General features: G+C 66.6%; 2 protein-coding genes and 1 pseudogene. All 3 read right to left on the reverse strand.

Translation table 11 applies throughout. The annotated features are described in order from the left end of the window. A partial coding sequence (gene brnQ, locus HMPREF1023_RS01700) for a branched-chain amino acid transport system II carrier protein (RefSeq protein ID WP_009304404.1) occupies nt 1–1,149 on the reverse strand: 1,149 nt, incomplete at its 3' end. Beyond that, nucleotides 1,142–1,933, reverse strand: coding sequence for a rhomboid family intramembrane serine protease (locus HMPREF1023_RS01705; RefSeq protein WP_009608532.1), 792 nt, complete (start codon nt 1,931–1,933; stop codon nt 1,142–1,144). The genes brnQ and HMPREF1023_RS01705, both read right to left, overlap by 8 nt. A 385-nt stretch (nt 1,934–2,318) precedes the next feature. Then, nucleotides 2,319–3,160 (reverse strand): annotated as a pseudogene (locus tag HMPREF1023_RS01710) (hypothetical protein); the annotation flags it as partial.

Below are 3,160 nucleotides of genomic sequence, written 5' to 3' on the forward strand. Positions count from 1 at the left end.
GGCGCAGGGCCACATGCGCGGCAGCCGGTCGCAGCGCCCGTGCGCGAGGCCCATGACCACCAGCACGATGGCCGGCGGATAGAGCGCGCCCAGAAGCGGTGCGGAAAACGCGAGGATGGCATCGAGCCCCACGAGCGACACCGCGCAGCTGAACGCGGCGAACGCCGCCGCCCACGCCGGAAGCGGGATACGCGGAAAAGCCTCGGAGAAGTACTCCGAGCAGCACGAGATGAGCCCCGTGCATACGTTGAGGCAGGCCAGCAGGAAGATGGCCGCCACGATGACCGTACCCGCCGGGCCGAAATGCGCGCTGGCCGACGCCGCGAGGATGGAAGCGCCGTTGGCCGCGTCGGGCATCGTCGAGCCCATCGCCGAGCCCACGAACGCCAGCCCGCAGTAGATGGCCATCATGAGCGCTCCGGCGATGAGGCCCGCGCCCGAAATGGAGCCCGCCACGCGCTTCGGGTCGCTCACGCCCAGCTCGCGAACGTTCGCAGCCACCACGATGCCGAAGCACAGCGCCGCCAGCAAGTCCATGGTCTGGTACCCCGTGAGAAAACCGTTCGACAGCGGGCTCGCGTCATAGGGCGGCTGCGGAGCCGTCGGCGCGGGCGCGCCGCCCAGCACGGAGGCGCCGACCACCAGCACGATGAGCAAGATGAGGGCGGGCGCAGAGAAACGCCCCAGCACGCGCGACAACAGCCCGGGTCGCAGCGCCAGCGCGAACGCCACGCCGAAGAACGCGACGGAGAACGCCGCCGTTGCGACGCCCAGGCCGGCCGCATCGGTTACGGGCAGCAGGGGCCTTAGCATCTCGAAGGCGGTCGAAGACGTGCGCGGAATGGCGAGAAACGGCCCGATGGTCAGGTACATGAGCGCGATGAACACCGAGGCGAACAGCGGGCTCACGCGCCCGGCCAGCTCGCGTACGCCGCCGCACACGGCCACCGCCACGATGCCGAGCACCGGCAAGCCGATACCCGCGATCAAGAAACCCGTCATGGCGGGGATCGCCTGATCACCCGCCTGCAATCCCAGAAGCGGGGGCAGGATGAGGTTGCCCGCACCGAAGAACATCGAGAACAGCATGCCGCCCACGGCCAGCAGCTGACCCGGCCGCAGCGCGACTGCGCGCCGCCCGCTAGACACCGAGCACCCCTTGCGAAACGAGCAGCCACACGAGCGCCGCCACCCACAGCACGGCCACGACGACGCGCACGGGATTCGGCACGCGCAGGCTGGCTGCCGGGATCATGAACATGGCGACGAGCCCGCCAAGCGCCCCTCCCAGATGCCCGCTCACGGAGATGTTCGGCACGAGCAGCGTGTACGCCACGTTCACGGCGATGACCCCCAACATGCCCTTGCTGTACTGCGTGAAGAGCGAACGGTTCCCCTTATGCAGCACGGCTAACAGCGCCACGGCCACGAACAGGCCGAACACGCTGGTCGAAGCTCCGGCGCTCACCGCGGAGCCGCCGCCGAGCAGCACATCGGCCGCATAGGACACCGCATTGCCCGTTATTCCCGCGATGAAGTACAGCGCAAGGTAGTTGCCCCGACCCAGCGTGCGCTCCAACACCTCGCCCACGCTGTACAGCGCCACCATGTTGAAACCGAGGTGCATGAGGTCCATATGAAGGAACATCGGCGTGACGAAACGGTACAGGTCGGCCGGCGACTGGACAAGCGGCGCGTACATCGCGCCCATGTCCACGAGGGTGCGCGTGGAAATGTCGATGCGCATGCCGGACAGCACCGCCTCGAGCGCGAACACGGCGACGTTGATCGCGATGAGCGCGAGCGTGACCAGCCGATAACGGTTGCGCTCGAAGAAGCTCGGCTGGCTGTCCGCCATCATCCGTTTCAGCTGGTCATCATCGATGACCGCCCTTTGTTGCGGTTCCACCGGCTCGTTCACCTTGTATGGCACGTCTTTCTCCTCGAACGTCGTATATCGAAAGTCGGAACATACTACCACGAGGATAGAGCCGGTCGATGATTCTGCACTTCACGTCCATTCCTTACGAAAGCGGAAAGGCTGCGCTGCGAGCCGAGTATGCGCCTGAAAGGATCGCTTCGACATGGCGGAGGCGCGCGCAAAGGAGGGATGACACGCACCGACGTGCGCCGCCTTCTGGTTCCCAACGCGCCAGAACCGTCACCTGAAGCCGTCGCCCAGCCTTCTTCGCCGCGAACGCACGGTTTCGACGCCTTGCGTGCAGCGAAAGGGCGAGGTTGGGCGCGAATCGCGCGACAAAAGGAAAGGGGCGAGCCGAAGCCCGCCCCCCACGTGCAACGCCAAGCGGTTTCTCCGCCTAGGCGGCGACCGTCTCGCTCTTGTCCTTCTTGCCCGGCACGAGAGCGGCGATGCAGGTCAGCACCGCGCCGACCGCGCCCACGATCAGGAGCGGCAGGCTCCCTGCGTTCCAGGCGCCCGCGTCCAGATACAGGATGGCGCGGATGCCCTCGCTCATGAAGCGCTGCGGGGCCCACGGGTACACCCAATCCTGCCAGAACGCCGGCAGAGCCTCGAAGGGGAACGTGCCCGTCATCATGCCCAACGCGAACCCGACGAGCGCAAGCAGGCCGCCAAGCGCCGTGGAGATGTTGAACGCGCCGATGAACACGAGCATCACGCAGAAGCTGGCAAGCCACATGAACGGCACGATGGCGTCCATGGGAGCCTCGATACCGGCGATCCACAGCAGCATGCAGAACGCGCACAGGCTGACGATCAGCGAGGCCACGACGGCGTAAGCCGCCTGGATCCCGATGGACTTCCAGCGCTCCGCGCTCGTCGCATCCGTCTTCTTTCCTAAGATGCGGCTGAGGAACAGACCCGTCATCATCGACACCATGAACAGCGGCATGATGGCAAGCTGCAGCGACACCATGCCGGACATGGGATTGGCCGCCGCTCCGTCGCCATCGGAAGCCGACCCTTCGTGAATGGTCTCCACGTCCACGTCGACGCCCATCTGCTGGAACATCGAGGGGATGCTCGCGCCCATCTGGCTGGCCACGAGCGGGCTCTTCGCCTTGTCGATGAGCACCTTGAGAGCCGGAGCCTCCACTTCCTCAGCCTCGGAAGCCCCGTCGTCTTGCGCGGCGGCGGCCAAAGCAGCGGCCTGAGCCGCATCGCCCTGCGCGGCCGCCG

Source organism: Eggerthella sp. 1_3_56FAA (assembly GCF_000185625.1).
Lineage (GTDB): Bacteria > Actinomycetota > Coriobacteriia > Coriobacteriales > Eggerthellaceae > Eggerthella > Eggerthella lenta.